We start from the raw sequence: 14578 nt of genomic DNA, 5'->3' as shown, positions 1-14578 counted from the left end.
CGAAAGCTGGACGCTGCCGGCGATCCGGGCCCTCTTTTCGGTAGAACCAAGCGCCACGATGCGCAGGCCTTGGCGATGGAGGCGGCCATGTTCGACGACCTGACCTACGACGAGATGAGGCGGCGGGCGAACACGACCATGGCCGCGCCCGCGGTCGCGAGGCTGGAGGCGCACGGCGAGCGGCGGCGCGTCGCCGTGGGCGAGGTGCTGTACCGCTCGGACGACCGCGACTACCCCCTCATCTACCTCCTGTCGGCGACGGTGCAGATCCGCGACCCGGCCGGCATGGTCCTAGGGGTCATGACGCCGGGCCAGTTCACCGGCGAAATCGCCCTGCTGCTGGGCCAGACCGCGTTCTCGGACTGCATCGTCGTCGAGGCCGGCGAGGTCCTGGTCGTCCCCCAGGCGGAAATCGTGGAGCTGACCCAGGTCGATCCCGAGATCGGCGATCTCCTGCTGCAGGCCTTCGCCGCGCGCCGGCTGCTGCTGGTCCAGCGCCAGCAGGGCACCCTGACGCTGGCGGGTCCCGAGGAATCGCCGGCCTTGCGGAAGGTGCAGGCCTATGCGGAGCGTAACCGCATTCCCTATCGGTGGATGGACGGCGCGGACCCGGCCCAACAAGCGGAGCTCGCCGCCCTGGGGGCCGTCGGCGCCGAGGCGAAGGTGGTGGTGCGCGGCCGGTACGTGCTGACGGAGCCGTCCGTCTCGCAGGTGGCGCGCGCCCTTGGACTCGACCTGGCCGTCGATGACCCCGAGCCGGTGGACCTGATCATCGCCGGAGCGGGCCCCGCCGGCCTGTCTGCGGCGGTCTATGGCGGGTCGGAGGGCTTGCGCACCGTTCTCTTCGACGATGTGGCGATCGGAGGCCAGTCGGCGTCGTCATCGCGGATCGAGAACTTCCTGGGCTTTCCCACCGGGGTGTCGGGCGCCGACCTGGCGTTCCGAGCCGAGCTTCAGGCGGTCAAGTTCGGCGTCCGGGTGGCGACGCCGCGCCACGCGCAGAAGCTCCAGCCCAGCGCCAGGCCGGGATACTACGAGGTCACGCTCGACGACGGCGCGGTCCTGCTCGGACGGGCGGTGATCATCGCCACCGGCGCCCGCTACCGAAGGCTCGGCGTGCCCGACGAGGACCGCTTTCAAGGCGCCGGCCTCTACTACGCCGCCACCGAGCTCGAGGCCCGGGCGTTGAAGGGCAAGGAGGTCGTTGTCGTCGGCGGCGGCAACTCGGCGGGCCAGGCCGCGATGTTCCTGGCCTCACGCGCCTCGACCGTGCGCCTCGTGCATCGCGGGAACGACTTGGCGGACACCATGTCCAGCTACCTCGTCGATCGGCTGCGCCACGCCGCCAATGTGGAGATCGTGATGCGGTCGCAGGTCGTGGAGCTGGTCGGGGACAGCCGCTTGCGGGCCGTGAAGCTCCGCGACAGCGACGAGCGCGTGGCGGAGCACGCCGCCGAAGGGCTCTTCGTCATGATCGGCGCCGATCCCTGCACCGGGTGGCTCGAGGGCGCGGTGAAGTTGGACGATCGCGGCTTCGTGCTGACCGGCGAGCATTGCGGGGACGAGACGCCGCAGCCGTTCAACCTGTTCCAGACCAGCCTGCCCGGCGTCTTCGCCGTGGGAGACGTCCGCGCGGGGTCGGTGAAGCGCGTCGCCTCGGCCGTCGGCGAGGGCTCCGTGGTTGTCCAGGCGGTTCACGCCCGGCTTGCGGCCCAACGCCGGACGGAGGCGCACGAGCCCGCTGCCCCGTAAGAAGCAAGCCTGGGTCCCCCGGATCGCGCGAACGCGACCGGAGGATGACAAGCTGGGGGTGGTCAGGCCTCGCCGATTGTCTCGAACATGCAGGCGGCGATGGCTTCGGCGGGGGATTTCGAGCCCTGCACCAGGAAGTCGAAGGCCGGGTAGAACCGGTCGGCGCCTTCCACGGCCACGTCGATCATCGCCGCGGCCTGGGCCAGGCTCGGCTGTTCCCCGGTCATCAGGGCCATGCCGTGGCGGAAGATGACTTCGCCGTCTTCCCAAAGCTCGAAGTGGCCCAGCCACACCCGCGGGTTCACCTGGGCGATCAGCTCCTGGGCGGCGGGCCGCTGGTCGGCGGGCACCGTCAGGTCCATGGAGAGGCAGAGCTGCAGGCAGTCGCCCTCCGGCCGCCACGCGAACCAGAGTTCGTAGTCCTTCCAGTCGCCGGCCAGGGAGAAGGCCAGGTCGCCATCTTCCGTGCGGTCGAAGGGCAGGTTCTCCGCGGCGAGCACGTGCTCGACCACGTCGAGGGGATCGGCGCCGAGCTGGACGCTGTCGTCAGACGGGCTGGTGGTGTCCATGAGACCCCTTTCGCAGCGGGCGGGGAGCAGACGGCCGCCCCCGAATCGCCTGCGATAGTGAAACTAATCTGCTTCGCGGCTTGGGCGTCATCCGGTTCTTTCCAGAAGTCGCCCACATTGTTGTGTGCGGTTGCGTTTTCAGCCGCCGACGCCCGGTTTCGGCCCCGCGCCCGGGGCCTTGGCCGCCTTGGGCGCAGCCTTGGGGGCGGGCTTTGCCGCCCGCAGCGCTTCGACCTCGGCCCGAAGCTGGGCCACCTCGGCCTTCAGCGCGTCGAAGTCGTCGCGGCGGATCAGGTCGAAGTCGGCGGCCATCCGGTCGGCCTGGGCGCGGAACGCGGCCTTGGCCTCCTCGCCGGCCGCCTGGGCCAGGCCCATGGCCGCGGTCGACAGCTTGGCCATTTCGTCGAGGAAGGGATTCTGTGTCTGCATCTCGTACTCTGACCGGCGGACAACAGGCCTGCCGGATAACCCTTATATGGTCGCCAAGGGGTGAAAGCGAAGAGGTTCTCCTCTAAAGCGACAGTCAACCCTAACGCCGGAGCGGGCCGCTGCTGCATTTTCCCAACATCGACCCGGTGCTGATTCAGATCGGGCCCTTCGCGATCCGCTGGTATGCTCTGGCCTATGTGGCCGCGATCCTGCTGGGCTGGCGCTACGTCGTCACCATGGTGCGCAACCCGAAGCTCTGGACGTTCCGCGCGGCGCCGGCCACGGCCGAGCAGGTGGACGACCTGATCCTGTGGCTCACCCTGGGCGTCATCGTCGGCGGCCGGCTGGGCGATGTGCTGTTCTACAGGACCTCTTTGATCTGGACGGACCCGGTCGAGATCCTGAAGACCTGGCATGGCGGGATGAGCTTCCACGGCGGAGCCATCGGCGTTTTTGTCGCAGGCCTGGCTTTCGCCCGCGCCAAGAAGATCGACCCTCTCAGGCTGGGCGACATCATCGTCGCCGCCGAGCCGATCGGGGGCTTTTTCGTGCGGATCGCCAACTTCATCAACGGCGAGCTCTGGGGGCGGCCGACCACCCTCCCCTGGGGCATGGTGTTCCCCGACGCCGGCCCCCTGCCGCGCCACCCGAGCCAGCTCTATGAGGCGGCTCTGGAGGGCGTCGTGCTGTTCTGCCTGCTGCGCTGGGCGACCCACCGCAAGCACTGGCTGAACCGCCGCGGCGTGGTCATGGGCCTGTTCCTGGCCGGCTACGGCCTGATCCGCATCAGCCTGGAGAACGTCCGCCAGCCCGACTACTGGATGCCCACCTTCCCATTCGGCCTGACCATGGGGATGATGCTGTCGGCGCCCATGGTGGCGATCGGCGCCTGGCTGGTCTGGCGCGGCCTGAAGGAGCCCCTGCCGGCGGCGATCGAGGGCGCGGAGGCCCCCAAGGCCGCAGATGCCCCTGCGTGACCGGCTGACGGCGCAGATCGCCGCCGGCGGCCCGATCACCGTCGCCCAGTACATGGGCGCCTGCCTGCACGACCCGGACTTCGGCTACTACGCCACCCGCCCGGCGCTCGGCGAGGCGGGCGACTTCATCACCGCCCCCATGGTCAGCCAGATGTTCGGCGAGCTGATCGGCGTCTGGGCCGCGGCCGCCTGGGAGCTGATGGGCCGGCCCGACGCGGTGCGGCTGGTGGAGATGGGCCCGGGCGACGGGACCCTGATGGGCGACATCCTGAAGACGATCCGCCATGCGCCCGGCCTGCTCGAGGCCGCCGACGTCTGGCTGGTGGAGACCTCGGCGCCGCTCCGCGCCCTTCAGGCCGACCGGCTGGGCGGACGCGTGCAGTGGGCGCGGAGCCTGGCGGAGGTCCCCGCCGAAGCCCCCCTGATGCTGATCGCCAACGAACTGCTCGACTGCCTGCCGGCGCGCCAGTTCGTGCGCACCGCCATCGGCTGGGCCGAGCAGGTCGTGGGCCTGGACGCCGAGGGCGAGCTCGCCTTCGGCCTCGCCCCGACGCCGGTGGCCGGCCTGCTGCCCGACGCCGCGCCCGGCCAGGTGTTCGAGCAGTCCGCGGCCCAGGCGGCCCTGGGCGCCGAGCTCGGCGCGCGGATCGCCGCCGACGGCGGGGCGGCGCTCCTGATCGACTACGGCCGCGCCGAGCCCGGCTTCGGCGACACCCTGCAGGCGCTCCGCCGCCACGAGAAGGTCGATCCCCTGGCCGACCCCGGCGCGGCGGACCTCACCGTCCACGCCGACTTCCCCGCGGTGATGGCCGCCGCCCGCGGCCAGGGCGCCGAGGCCGCGATCCTCACCCAGGGCGAGTTCCTGGCCCGGATGGGGATCGGCCAGCGCGCCGAGGCCCTGGTCCGCGCCGCGCCCGGCCGCAGCGGCGCCATCGGCCGCCAGCTCACCCGCCTGATCGCCGGCGACGAGATGGGCGAGCTGTTCAAGGCCTGCGCGATCCACGCGCCCGGCTGGACCCCACCCGCCTTCGAGGAGGCCGAATGAGCGAACTCCCGGTCCTGACCTCGAAGCTGCTGGAGGCGCCCGGCGTGCGCCACGCCTTCTTCACCCGCCGCGGCGGCGTCTCCCAGGGCGTCTACGCCAGCCTGAACGTCGGCCTGGGTTCGAACGACGACCCCGACGCGGTGCGCGAGAACCGCCGCCGCTGCGCCGCCCACTTGGGCGCCGACGCCGTCGTCACCGCCTATCAGGTCCACTCCGCCACGGCGCTGGCGACCGAAGGCGTCTGGCCGGGCGAGCCCCCGAAGGCCGACGCGGTGGTCACCGCCACGCCCGGCGTGGTCGCCGGCGCGCTCGCCGCCGACTGCGCCCCGATCCTGTTCGTCGACCCGCTGGCCCGCGTCGTCGCCGCCGCCCACGCGGGCTGGAAGGGCGCGCTCACCGGCGTCATCGAGGCGGCCGTGGCGCGCATGGAGACCCTGGGCGCCCGGCGCGAGCGCCTGCGCGCCGCCGTGGGGCCGTGCATCGGCCCGGCCTCCTACGAGGTGGGGCTGGAGTTCCTCGAGCGGTTCACCGAGGCCGATCCCGCCCACGGCCGGTTCTTCGCCCCCGGCGCCGCGCCGGACAAGCGGATGTTCGACCTGCCGGCCTTCGTCCTGGCCCGCCTGGCCGCCGCCGGCGTCCGGGCCTGCGAATGGATCGGCCACGACACCTGCGCGCAGGCGGACGATTTCTTCTCCAATCGCCGGGCCTTCAAGCTCGGCGAGCCCGACTACGGCCGCCTGCTCTCGGCGATCGTGCTCGACTCGTCATCCCTCCTCTTGAGGGCAGGGGCAGGCCGCGAAGCCGGGACGAGTGGGGAAGCGTGGGCCGGAACGCCGACTCCGCGCCTGGGCGCCGCTTCCCCACTCGACCTCGCTTCGCTCCGCCAACCTCCCTGGCGCGGGGACGGATGAAGCGCGGGGATAGACTCCCGGGCCTCCCCTGCTACAAGCCCGCCGCATAAGCGCATTTTCCGTGGAGCCCCGATGAAGCTGCTGGCTGGCAACTCCAATCGCACGCTGGCGGAGGCCGTGGCCGCCCACCTGGACCTGCCGCTGACCAAGGCGCAGGTAAAGCGCTTCGCCGACAACGAGGTCTGGGTGACCATCGACGAGAACGTCCGGGGCGAGGACGTCTTCGTGATCCAGTCCACCAGCTACCCGGCCAACGACAACCTGATGGAACTCCTGATCTGCATCGACGCGCTGAAACGCGCCTCGGCCAAGCGGATCACGGCGGTGATGCCCTACTTCGGCTACGCCCGGCAGGATCGCAAGACCGGCGGCCGCACGCCGATCTCCGCCAAGCTGGTGGCCAATCTCATCACCCGGGCCGGCGCCGACCGGGTGCTGACCATGGACCTGCACTCCGGCCAGATTCAGGGCTTCTTCGACATCCCCACCGACAACCTGCTGTCCGCGCCGATCCTGGCCGCCGACATCAAGGACAACCACAAGAAGACCAACGAGCTGATGATCGTCTCGCCGGACGTGGGCGGCGTGGTCCGGGCGCTCGCGGTCGCCACCCGGCTCAACGCCGAGCTCTCCATCGTCGACAAGCGCCGCTCCGGCCCCGGCAAGAGCGAGGTGGCGAATATCATCGGCGACGTCTCCGGCCGCCGCTGCATCCTGTTCGACGACATGATCGACGGCGGCGGCACGCTCACCAACGCGGCCCAGGCCCTGGTCGACCACGGGGCGTCCGAGGTCTCGGCCTATGTGACCCACGGGGTGCTGTCCGGCGCCGCGGTCGAGCGGGTCAACAGCTCGATCCTCAAGGAGCTGGTGATGACCGATTCCATCGCCCCGCCGGACCGGGCCGGCGAGGGCGGCAAGATCCGCTATGTGAGCTGCGACAAGCTGATCGGCGAGGCGATCCGCCGCATCGCCAACGAGGAGTCTGTGTCGAAACTGTTCGACTGAGGATTTGAGGGTTCGCCCGCGGCGACGCTTGCTCACCGGGCGTTTACTGTGCGAGTCCACATTCCTGTCGGGGGACGAATCTGAGCGTGACGCCACGCGACTGTGGGAAAAGCCTTCCGATGACCTCCGCGACTCCTGCCCGCCGCGCGCCTGAGCATTTCGTTCATGGCCGCCTCGCCCCGAGCGCCCTTGCGGCGGCCCTGGCCCTGGTCGTGGCCGCCTGCTCGTCCGCGCCGCCGCCCGCCCCGCCGCCGCCCCCCGCGCCCGTCGCCGTGGTGATCCCGTCCGTCAGCCTCTCGCCGCGGGTCGTCGAACTGGCCAGCGGCTATCGGGCCTACGTCAACCGCGCCAGCGCCATCTCCACGGGGTTCGCCACCGGCTCGGACGTGGCCCAGAGCCTGAAGACCGGCGAGTCCTATGAACCCGGCGCCCTGCTGCGCGGCGCCATCGCCTACGGCGCGGTGGTGGCCCTGCAGGACCCAGCCTTCGTCGCCGGGGTGCGCAAGTTCGCGGCCGACCCGGAACAGCGCCGCACCGTCGCCTACGAGATCATGAAGGATCCGGCCTACGCCGTGGGCTTCTCGGGCTCCGCCGGCGCCGCAGGCCTCGTGATGAGCGCGCTCGGCGAGGACGGCCGCAAGCTGGTCGAGCTGGGCCGCAACGTGCGCCAGGCGGCCTATGAGGTGCAGCACCAGGCCTGGTCGAAGGCCGACGTCCCGGCCCGCGAAAGCCGGCTGGCGCTCGCCAAGGAGCTCTCCGCCACGCCGACCCTGGGCGAGGTCTCCGAGACCGTGCGCCTGCAGACGGCGGTGTCGGGACCCGGCCAGATGGGCCTGACGCCGATGAGCGCCGAGCCGCCCTATACGCCGGAGGTGATCCACGCCCTGGCCGTGGCCGCCCTGGCCGCCCTCGGCTACGCCGACGATGCGAGCCTCGCCCAGGTGATGCCGATCCTCGCGGAGCCCGCCGGGGCTGTCTGCCTGAACATGGCCAAGCTCAACCTCTACCAGTGCCTGGCGGTGGCCCGGCCGCACTACGAGGACGTCTTCTGCCTGGGCCAGCACGTGCTGGAGGACACCGGCAGTTGCCTGATGAAGGGCGCCGGGGTTCCCGCGCCGATCGATCCGCGCGTCCAGGCCCTGGCCGACGCGGCCCTGACCAAGGCCTCGACGCCCGCCTCATCGCGTTCGCACAGCAAGAAGCGCTAGGCCTGCAATAAATTCCGATACTTAGGATTTTCCAACCGCTCGTCCCGGCGAAGGCCGGGATCCAGATGGAATGGCTCAGGCGTGGGCTCTACGGCCTCGGCGCTCGTCCCATCAGCCATCCCGCTTCGAGATCTGGATCCCGGCCTTCGCCGGGATGAGCGGAATTGTGTCCGGACTCTGTCGGCGAACCAGGGCGCGCTGAGCGAATTTAAGCCCCTCGCCCGTTGCGCGGACGGGGGCTTTTGTGTATCTACGCGCACCTTTCGGCCCACCCGGGTCGCATCCTGCGTCGCCGCGCGCTCTTCGCGCGGCGGTTTCGTTTCTGAGGCAAGGCCATGGCCGATATCGTTCTGAACGTCGAAGTCCGCGAGCGCACCGGCACCGGTGGCGCGCGCGTCGCCCGCCGCGAAGGCCTGGTTCCCGGCGTCCTTTACGGCGGCGACAAGGATCCCGTCGCGATCTCGGTCAAGATGAACGAGTTCAAGAAGGCGCTCTACACCGGCAAGCTGCTGGGCCACCTGGTGACCCTGAAGTACGGCTCCGAGACCCAGCCGGTGATCGCCAAGGCCGTGGACATGCACCCGGTCACCGACACGCCCTGGCACTTCGACCTCTACCGCGTCGACGCCAACCAGCAGATCAAGATCAACGTTCCGGTGCACTTCCAGAACCACGACGCCGCGCCGGGCATCAAGCGCGGCGGCACGCTCAACGTGGTGTTCCACGACGTGCAGGTGGCCTGCGCCGCCGACCACATTCCGGAAGAACTGGTGTTCGACCTGACCGGCCTCGACATCGGCGACTCGGTCCGCGTTTCGGACCTCAAGCTGCCGGCCAATGTGGCGGCCACGGTCCCCGCCGACACGGTGCTGGCCACCATCAGCGGCGCCTCCTCGCAGGCCGATGAAGACGAAGCGGCCGACACCGCGGTCGCCGAGGGCGCGGCGGCTGAAAGCGCCACCGAAGAAGGCGGCGAGGCTTAAGGCCTCGCCTCCCCGAACCTGCTTTAGGGGCCGTCTTCGGAGGGCCAGATGCTGCTGATCGCGGGCCTCGGCAATCCGGGACCGACCTACGCCAAGACACGCCACAACATCGGCTTTGCGGCCGTCGACGAGATCGCGCGCCGGTGGGACTTCGGCCCCTTCCGTTCGCGCTTCCAGGGTTTCGCCGCCGAGGGGTCGATCCCGACGCCCGACGGCCCGGTCCGCGCCCTGATCCTCAAGCCCCAGACCTTCTACAACGAGAGTGGCCGCGCCGTGGGCGAGGCGCTGAAGTTCTTCAAGATCGAGCCCGAGAACCTGGTCGTCTTCTACGATGAGATCGACCTGGCGCCCGGCCGCTTCCGGATGAAGGCGGGCGGCGGGGCGGCGGGCAACAACGGCGTGCGCTCGATCACCTCGCAGGTGGGTCCCTACTTCCGCCGCGCGCGGCTGGGCACCGGCCATCCAGGGCAGAAGGAGCTGGTGCACGGCCACGTGCTCTCCGAATTCCACAAGGCCGACCGGAAGTGGGTCGAGCCCCTGATCGAGGCCGTCGCCGAGGCCCTGCCCCTGCTGGCGGCGGGCGAGGACGAGAAATATCAAACGGAAGTCATGCGCCTGGCGCCGGCCGACAAGGTTGACCCCCGCAAGGCTGCGCGGGGTGAACTCTAGGACCGGCCGACATGATGATTCCTGGTTTTCTGCTCTCGCTGGTGATGGCGATCCTGCTCTGCTGGCATGCGGTGAAGACCGGCCGCAATTCCATGTGGCTGTGGATCATCCTGATGACCCAGCCCCTGGGCGGCCTGGTCTACATCGCCCTCAACATCGTCCCCGACATCTTCGGCGGAACCACCGCGCGCAAGATCGGCCGCGCGGCGCGCGAGACGCTGGATCCGCATCGGGAGTACCGCGAGGCCAAGCAGGCCTGCGAGGAAACCCCCACGGTGCGCAACCAGTCGCGACTGGCCGCCGCCGCGGCCCACCTGGGCCACTACGGCGAGGCCGAGGCGCTCTACCGCACGGCCGCCCACGGGGTGCATGCGGACGACCCGGTCCTGCTGCTGGGCCTGGCCAACGCGCTGCTGGAGCTCCGGCGTCCCGCCGACGCCCTGGAGGTTCTGGAGAAGCTCGGCAATGACGAGGCGCACGGCCGCACGCCGGCGGCCGCCATGTCGCTGGGCCGCGCCTACGAGGAACTGGGCCGCATCGCGGAGGCCGACACGGCCTACGCCTGGGCGGCGGAGCGATTGCCGGGCTTCGAGGCCCTGGCCCGCTACGCCGCCTTCATGGCCCGCCACGGCCGCCGCGACGAGGCGCGCGCCGTGGTCGACGACCTGGACAAGCGGATGGCCAAGCTGCGCGGCCAGTTCCGCCGGGAAGCCCAGACCTGGCGCGACTTCGCCGTCCGCGCCCTGACCGGCCGCTAGGCTTTCGCAGGGGCGTCACGGCCAGGATTTCCTCCTGGGCCGAATGACGGCCGGCGTCGGAATCGGCTTTGCCACAGCGCCCCGTACGCGCCGTTCCGTGCACGCTCGCACCGCCGCGAAAAAACCTTCGCCCGCCCTGCATCCGGCCGGGAACTAACTGTGGCGGGTTTGTGTTTGGGGGTCACGGGCGGGATAATCTGGGAGGCTGCAGTTGAAAACCCTACTCATGATGACGACCGCGGGGGCGCTGGCTTTGAGCGCCCTGGCTCTACCCGCACAGGCGACGACCGTCTTTGCGACGACGACGACCTTGGCTCCGGGCCCGAACTTCACCTGGACCAACAATGGCGCCGGCGACACCGGCTCCGGCGGCACCCTCACGGGGACCGGCTCCACCGCGTTCAGCTTCGAGAACTCGGGGCCCATCCTGAACCTGCTGACGTTCCTGCCCGCGAACTTCACCTTCACCGCGACGGGCGTGAACATCCCGGCGACCTTCTCGGGCGCGCCGAACGACCTCTGGACGCAGACCGGACTCAACGGGAGCTTCAGCTACACCTTCTCCGGCACGACCGGCACGACGATCGGCGGCATCACCTTGACCAATGGTGAGAACCTGCTGAGCGGCACCTTCAACAACGCCTGGATCCAAGGCGCCGGCGCTTCCGGCTCCACGAACCTCGCAGTAGGCAACGGCGGCGTGATGCACCTGACCTCGGCCGTGGACCCGGCCGTGGCGACGGGCATCAATCCCGAGTTCGCCTACACGCTTCTGGCGGTGACCCCGAACTTCGGCGCCACCAGCCCCACGGCGGCCCTGCGGTCCTTCACCGCCAAGGGTGACGGCGAGTTCAGCCTGGCGAGCGTCCCGGTCCCGGAAGCGGCCACCTGGTCGCTCATGATCATGGGCTTTGGCGGCGTCGGCGCCATCCTGCGCCAGAAGCGTCGGCAGGCGGCCCTCCCGGCCTGACCGACCGAGCCACCCTCGAACTTTCGAAAGAGGCCGTCGTCCCCCAGGGGCGGCGGCCTTCTTCGTGGGCCCTGGCCTAGGCCCGACCTGCCGCCTGTGCTAGGTCGCCCGACCGCTAGCTTCTGCAAAGACCCGAAAGACTCCCCGAAGGACACCATGGCCCTGAAAGTCGCCATCGTCGGCCTGCCCAACGTCGGCAAATCGACCCTGTTCAACGCGCTCACCCAGACCGCGGCGGCCCAGGCCGCCAACTATCCGTTCTGCACCATCGAGCCCAACACCGGCGACGTGGCGGTGCCCGAGCCGCGCCTGGACGCCTTGGCCGCCATCATCCCGTCCAAGGAGATTATCCCGGCGCGGATCAACTTCGTCGACGTGGCCGGCCTGGTGCGCGGCGCTTCCAAGGGCGAGGGCCTCGGCAACCAGTTCCTGGCCAACATCCGCGACTGCGACGCCGTGGCCTTCGTCGCCCGCTGCTTCATCGACGACGACATCACCCACGTGGAAGGCAAGGTCGACCCGATCGCCGACCTGGAGACCATCGAGATCGAGCTGATGCTGGCCGACCTCGAGAGCCTCGAAAAGCGGGTGGTCAACCTCGAGAAGCGCGCCAAGGCTGGGGACAAGGAAAGCGCCCAGACCCTGAAACTGGTGAACCTGGCGCTGGCCGAGTTGAAGGAGGGCCGCCCGGCCCGCAAGGCCATGGTCGCCGCGGAGGACGAGAAGGCCTGGCGGATGCTGCAGCTCTTGACCTCCAAGCCCGCCCTCTATGTCGCCAACGTCGACGAAGCCTCCGCCGCCGAGGGCAACGAGATGTCCCGCCTGGTGGCCGAGCGCGCCAAGCGCGACGGCGCCGACAGCGTCGTCATCTCCGCCCAGATCGAGAGCGAGATCGCCATGCTCGACGCCGGCGAGCGCCAGGAATTCCTGGAGACCCTGGGCCTCAGCGAGCCGGGCCTCAACAAGCTGATCCGCGAGGCCTACCACCTGCTCGGCCTGCAGACCTATTTCACGGTCGGGCCCAAGGAGGCGCGGGCCTGGACCATCCACAAGGGCGACACCGCCCCGCAGGCCGCCGGCGTCATCCACACCGACTTCGAGAAGGGCTTCATCCGTGCCGAGACGATCGGCTACGACGACTACGTCCGCCTGAAGGGCGAGGCCGGCGCGCGCGACGCCGGCAAGCTGCGCCAGGAAGGCAAGGACTATGTCGTCAGGGACGGGGACGTGATGAATTTCCGGTTCAACGTCTAGGGCGGTTGGGCGCCTCGAGGCGCCGGTCACGCACAGGTGGCAGATGCGCGAATCGCTGATTACAGGTTGTATATCCGACATGGGTTGACCGCGGCCGCGCCGCGGGCGAACCGCCGGCCAGGACGCTTTTGAGGGACGGAAAATGGGCGAGACGATCAAGATCGCGGGCGCGGACGGCTTCGAGTTTTCCGCCTACCACGAGCCTTCGTTCACACCCCGCAAAGGCGGGGTGATCGTGATCCAGGAGATCTTCGGCCTGGACGAATACGTCCGCGCCGACGTCGAGCGCTGGGCCAAGATGGGCTATGAGGCGATCGCCCCGGCCATGTTCGACCGCCGCGAGCCCGGCTTCCTCGCCAAGCACGATCCCGACGGCATCAAGGCCGGCGTGGCCCACGCCATGGGCACGCCGCTGGACCAGGCCATGGGCGACATCGCCGCCTGCCGCAACTTCCTGAAGACCCGCGGCGATAAGGTCTGCGTGGTCGGCTACTGCTATGGCGGCTCCCTGGCCTGGCTGGCGGCGGCCAAGGTCGAGGGCCTGGCGGCGGCGTCGAGCTACTACGGCAGCATGGTGCAGGCCAACGCGGCGGCCGCCCTGCTGTGCCCGACCATCGTCCACCTGGGCCGCACCGACACCGGCATCCCCGCCGACGACGTGGCCAAGGCGGTGGCCGAGCACCACCCCAAGGTCCCAGTCCATATCTACGAAGGCGCCGGCCACGGCTTCAACAACCAGAGCCCGGAGCGCTACAACGCCGAGGCCGCCGACCTCGCGCGCCACCGCACCCTGGAACTGTTCGACAAGGCCTGAGGCGCGAGATGGGCGAGATCGTCCGCCTGAGGAGCGCCAGGGACGGCTTCGAATACGAGGCCTACCGCGCCGGCGTCAGCGACGCCCGACGCGGCGGTCTGGTCGTGCTGCACGCCATCTGGGGGGTGACGCCGCACCTGAGCGAACTGGCCGACGACTACGCCGAGGCGGGCTACGAAGTGCTGGTCCCGAGCCTCTTCGACCGCCTCCGCCGCGGCTTCGCCGAGACCAATTTCGATCCCGCCCTGATGGCCCGCCAGAACGGCTTCGCCGAACAGACCCACTGGGGCGCCGACGTGCTGGACGCGGTGCAGGCCGCCATCGACGCACTGGCCCCGCCGGTCTTCGCCATGGGCTTCTGCTTCGGCGGCACGACCGCCTGGCTGGCGGCGGCGCGCTGCACGGGCCTGGCGGCCGTCGCCTCCTTCTACGGCGGCCAGATCGTCGACTACATGGCCGACGCCCCGCAGGCGCCCACCATCCTGCACCTGGGCAAGGCCGACGAACTGATCCCGCCCGCCGACGTCGAGGCGATCCGCGCCGCCTACCCCGACTTGCCCGTCTACATGTACGACGCCGGCCACGCCTTCGTGGCGCCGAATGGGTTTCATGAGGACAGCGCGCGCCTGTCCAAGCTGCGCACCCTGGCGCATTTCAGCCGGAACAGCGGGGTGAGGGGCGAGGCCTGATCGCCGGCTCCGGCTTGTCCGGGCGCATCTCGCACCCCTCGGCGAAAGCGCGAGCCGGACAACACCCGGCCCGCGGGGGGCGGGCCGGATGATGCCCCCGGGGTCAGTGGCGCCAGTGGTCGTGTTCGCCGCGCCAGCCGCCCCACTCGCGGTGATGATAGCCGCGCGGGCCGACCCACGCGCCGCCGCGCCAGAAGGCGGGACCGTAGGACCAGCCGCGCCAGCCGGCCACGCCGCCCCAGCCCAGGCCGCGGCGCCCGGCATAGCCGCACCAGTACCAGCCCGGCCCGCGCCAGCCGCCGTCGTACCAGCAGTAATTGTGGCCGGAGTAGACGTACTGGGCCTGCTCAACCACCGCGGCGCCGGGTTCATCGACGCCCCTGACCAGCAACGGCGAGGCGTTCGCCGCAACCGCGCCACCGAGGAGCGACGCCGCGCCGGCGGCGCCAAGGATCAGCCTTTTAATCACAGATGCTTCCTTCAATGCTTGGGAGGCCCCCGCAGTGACGGCTATCTGCGCCCGAGCCTGAACTCTGCCTGAA

The 14578-nt window shown here is 70.2% G+C and carries 16 protein-coding genes; 13 read left to right on the top strand and 3 right to left on the bottom strand.

What is annotated here, in order from left to right; genetic code table 11:
• Nucleotides 1-87: 87 nt before the first annotated feature.
• Nucleotides 88-1752 carry an FAD-dependent oxidoreductase gene (locus VNW53_RS08945; RefSeq protein WP_325555126.1) on the top strand — a complete coding sequence of 555 codons (1665 nt, stop codon included), beginning with the start codon at nt 88-90 and terminating at the stop codon, nt 1750-1752.
• A gap of 62 nt (nt 1753-1814) precedes the next feature.
• Here the strand turns inward: VNW53_RS08945 and VNW53_RS08940 are convergent, their stop codons facing one another.
• A complete protein-coding gene (locus VNW53_RS08940) occupies nt 1815-2321 on the bottom strand; it encodes a YbjN domain-containing protein (RefSeq protein WP_325555124.1) in 507 nt (168 codons plus the stop codon).
• A 138-nt stretch (nt 2322-2459) separates the two neighbouring features.
• Entirely contained in the window at nt 2460-2750 is a 291-nt protein-coding gene (locus VNW53_RS08935) for an accessory factor UbiK family protein (protein WP_325555122.1), read from the bottom strand.
• A 122-nt stretch (nt 2751-2872) separates the two neighbouring features.
• On the opposite strand from VNW53_RS08935, the gene lgt reads away from it, so the two are divergent.
• The 12 genes from lgt (at nt 2873) to VNW53_RS08875 (ending at nt 14036) form a co-directional block, all read left to right on the top strand.
• Nucleotides 2873-3727 carry a prolipoprotein diacylglyceryl transferase gene (gene lgt, locus VNW53_RS08930; protein WP_325555152.1) on the top strand — a complete coding sequence of 285 codons (855 nt, stop codon included), beginning with the start codon at nt 2873-2875 and terminating at the stop codon, nt 3725-3727.
• Nucleotides 3714-4772, top strand: a complete 1059-nt coding sequence (locus VNW53_RS08925) for a class I SAM-dependent methyltransferase (protein WP_325555120.1) — start codon at nt 3714-3716, stop codon at nt 4770-4772. The genes lgt and VNW53_RS08925 overlap by 14 nt, the downstream gene beginning before the upstream one ends.
• Nucleotides 4769-5683, top strand: coding sequence for a peptidoglycan editing factor PgeF (gene pgeF, locus VNW53_RS08920; protein ID WP_325555119.1), 915 nt, complete (start codon nt 4769-4771; stop codon nt 5681-5683). Before VNW53_RS08925 ends, pgeF begins: the two co-directional genes overlap by 4 nt.
• Nucleotides 5684-5755: 72 nt before the next feature.
• On the top strand, nt 5756-6691 hold the full coding sequence (locus VNW53_RS08915; protein ID WP_325555118.1) for a ribose-phosphate pyrophosphokinase: 936 nt from the start codon (nt 5756-5758) through the stop codon (nt 6689-6691).
• 119 nt (nt 6692-6810) lie between these two features.
• Nucleotides 6811-7899 (top strand): hypothetical protein, encoded by a 1089-nt coding sequence (locus tag VNW53_RS08910; RefSeq protein ID WP_325555117.1) that lies wholly within the window; start codon nt 6811-6813, stop codon nt 7897-7899.
• A gap of 335 nt (nt 7900-8234) precedes the next feature.
• Nucleotides 8235-8882 (top strand): 50S ribosomal protein L25/general stress protein Ctc, encoded by a 648-nt coding sequence (locus VNW53_RS08905; RefSeq protein ID WP_325555116.1) that lies wholly within the window; start codon nt 8235-8237, stop codon nt 8880-8882.
• Nucleotides 8883-8930: 48 nt separating this feature from the next.
• On the top strand, nt 8931-9551 hold the full coding sequence (pth, locus tag VNW53_RS08900) for an aminoacyl-tRNA hydrolase (RefSeq protein ID WP_325555115.1): 621 nt from the start codon (nt 8931-8933) through the stop codon (nt 9549-9551).
• Between the two features lie 11 nt (nt 9552-9562).
• Nucleotides 9563-10309, top strand: coding sequence for a tetratricopeptide repeat protein (locus VNW53_RS08895; RefSeq protein ID WP_325555113.1), 747 nt, complete (start codon nt 9563-9565; stop codon nt 10307-10309).
• A gap of 211 nt (nt 10310-10520) precedes the next feature.
• Complete coding sequence (locus VNW53_RS08890; protein WP_325555111.1) at nt 10521-11279, top strand: PEPxxWA-CTERM sorting domain-containing protein; 759 nt, start codon at nt 10521-10523, stop codon at nt 11277-11279.
• A 156-nt stretch (nt 11280-11435) separates the two neighbouring features.
• Nucleotides 11436-12533, top strand: coding sequence for a redox-regulated ATPase YchF (gene ychF / locus VNW53_RS08885; protein WP_325555109.1), 1098 nt, complete (start codon nt 11436-11438; stop codon nt 12531-12533).
• Between the two features lie 142 nt (nt 12534-12675).
• Nucleotides 12676-13347, top strand: coding sequence for a dienelactone hydrolase family protein (locus VNW53_RS08880; RefSeq protein WP_325555107.1), 672 nt, complete (start codon nt 12676-12678; stop codon nt 13345-13347).
• A gap of 8 nt (nt 13348-13355) precedes the next feature.
• Nucleotides 13356-14036 carry a dienelactone hydrolase family protein gene (locus VNW53_RS08875; protein ID WP_325555106.1) on the top strand — a complete coding sequence of 227 codons (681 nt, stop codon included), beginning with the start codon at nt 13356-13358 and terminating at the stop codon, nt 14034-14036.
• Between the two features lie 103 nt (nt 14037-14139).
• Here the strand turns inward: VNW53_RS08875 and VNW53_RS08870 are convergent, their stop codons facing one another.
• The gene (locus VNW53_RS08870) at nt 14140-14505 is read right to left on the bottom strand and encodes a hypothetical protein (RefSeq protein WP_325555105.1); all 366 of its coding nucleotides are present in this window, start codon (nt 14503-14505) and stop codon (nt 14140-14142) included.
• Between the last annotated feature and the right edge of the window lie 73 nt (nt 14506-14578).

Source organism: Phenylobacterium sp. (assembly GCF_035569475.1).
Taxonomy (GTDB): domain Bacteria; phylum Pseudomonadota; class Alphaproteobacteria; order Caulobacterales; family Caulobacteraceae; genus Phenylobacterium.
This window is presented reverse-complemented; position numbering and strand designations above follow the sequence as displayed.

What these genes read in the sequence shown, in the direction of transcription:
- VNW53_RS08915 (WP_325555118.1), top strand. Translation starts at nt 5,756, where the DNA reads ATGAAGCTGCTGGCTGGCAACTCCAATCGCACGCTGGCGGAGGCCGTG.
- VNW53_RS08895 (WP_325555113.1), top strand. Translation starts at nt 9,563, where the DNA reads ATGATGATTCCTGGTTTTCTGCTCTCGCTGGTGATGGCGATCCTGCTC.
- VNW53_RS08905 (WP_325555116.1), top strand. Translation starts at nt 8,235, where the DNA reads ATGGCCGATATCGTTCTGAACGTCGAAGTCCGCGAGCGCACCGGCACC.
- VNW53_RS08935 (WP_325555122.1), bottom strand. Translation starts at nt 2,750, where the DNA reads ATGCAGACACAGAATCCCTTCCTCGACGAAATGGCCAAGCTGTCGACC.
- VNW53_RS08880 (WP_325555107.1), top strand. Translation starts at nt 12,676, where the DNA reads ATGGGCGAGACGATCAAGATCGCGGGCGCGGACGGCTTCGAGTTTTCC.
- VNW53_RS08925 (WP_325555120.1), top strand. Translation starts at nt 3,714, where the DNA reads ATGCCCCTGCGTGACCGGCTGACGGCGCAGATCGCCGCCGGCGGCCCG.
- VNW53_RS08940 (WP_325555124.1), bottom strand. Translation starts at nt 2,321, where the DNA reads ATGGACACCACCAGCCCGTCTGACGACAGCGTCCAGCTCGGCGCCGAT.
- pgeF (WP_325555119.1), top strand. Translation starts at nt 4,769, where the DNA reads ATGAGCGAACTCCCGGTCCTGACCTCGAAGCTGCTGGAGGCGCCCGGC.
- VNW53_RS08875 (WP_325555106.1), top strand. Translation starts at nt 13,356, where the DNA reads ATGGGCGAGATCGTCCGCCTGAGGAGCGCCAGGGACGGCTTCGAATAC.
- VNW53_RS08945 (WP_325555126.1), top strand. Translation starts at nt 88, where the DNA reads ATGTTCGACGACCTGACCTACGACGAGATGAGGCGGCGGGCGAACACG.
- VNW53_RS08910 (WP_325555117.1), top strand. Translation starts at nt 6,811, where the DNA reads ATGACCTCCGCGACTCCTGCCCGCCGCGCGCCTGAGCATTTCGTTCAT.
- pth (WP_325555115.1), top strand. Translation starts at nt 8,931, where the DNA reads ATGCTGCTGATCGCGGGCCTCGGCAATCCGGGACCGACCTACGCCAAG.
- ychF (WP_325555109.1), top strand. Translation starts at nt 11,436, where the DNA reads ATGGCCCTGAAAGTCGCCATCGTCGGCCTGCCCAACGTCGGCAAATCG.